This is a genomic window from Cedecea sp. B1(4) (genome assembly GCF_059414925.1).
The window spans coordinates 1-240 of sequence record NZ_JCAHMZ010000139.1 but is presented as its reverse complement, the minus strand read 5'-3'; the positions used below and the strand labels follow the sequence as shown (position 1 = coordinate 240).

Here is a 240-nt window from a genome sequence, read left to right as displayed (position 1 = left end):
TTTTTTTGTGGTTTTATTTTTTTTTTTCTGTGTGGGTGTTTTTCTTTTTTTTTTTTTTTGGGTTTTTTTTTTGGGTGGGTTTTTTTTTGGTGGGTTATTTTTTTATTTTTTTTTTTTTTGGTTATTTGGGGTTGGTTTTTTTTTTTTTTTTTTTTTTGGGGTGGTTTTGGGTTGGGGTTTGTGGGTGGGACGTAACCTGTTTTTTTTGTTTTTGGGGGTTGTTTGGGGTTTTTTTTTTTT

At 28.8% G+C, this 240-nt stretch carries 1 protein-coding gene; it reads right to left on the bottom strand.

The window, feature by feature from the left end; all coding sequences use genetic code 11:
- Nucleotides 1-240, bottom strand: a 240-nt coding sequence (locus ACR6JA_RS22375; RefSeq protein WP_494599612.1) for a hypothetical protein, incomplete at both ends; no start/stop codon positions are given.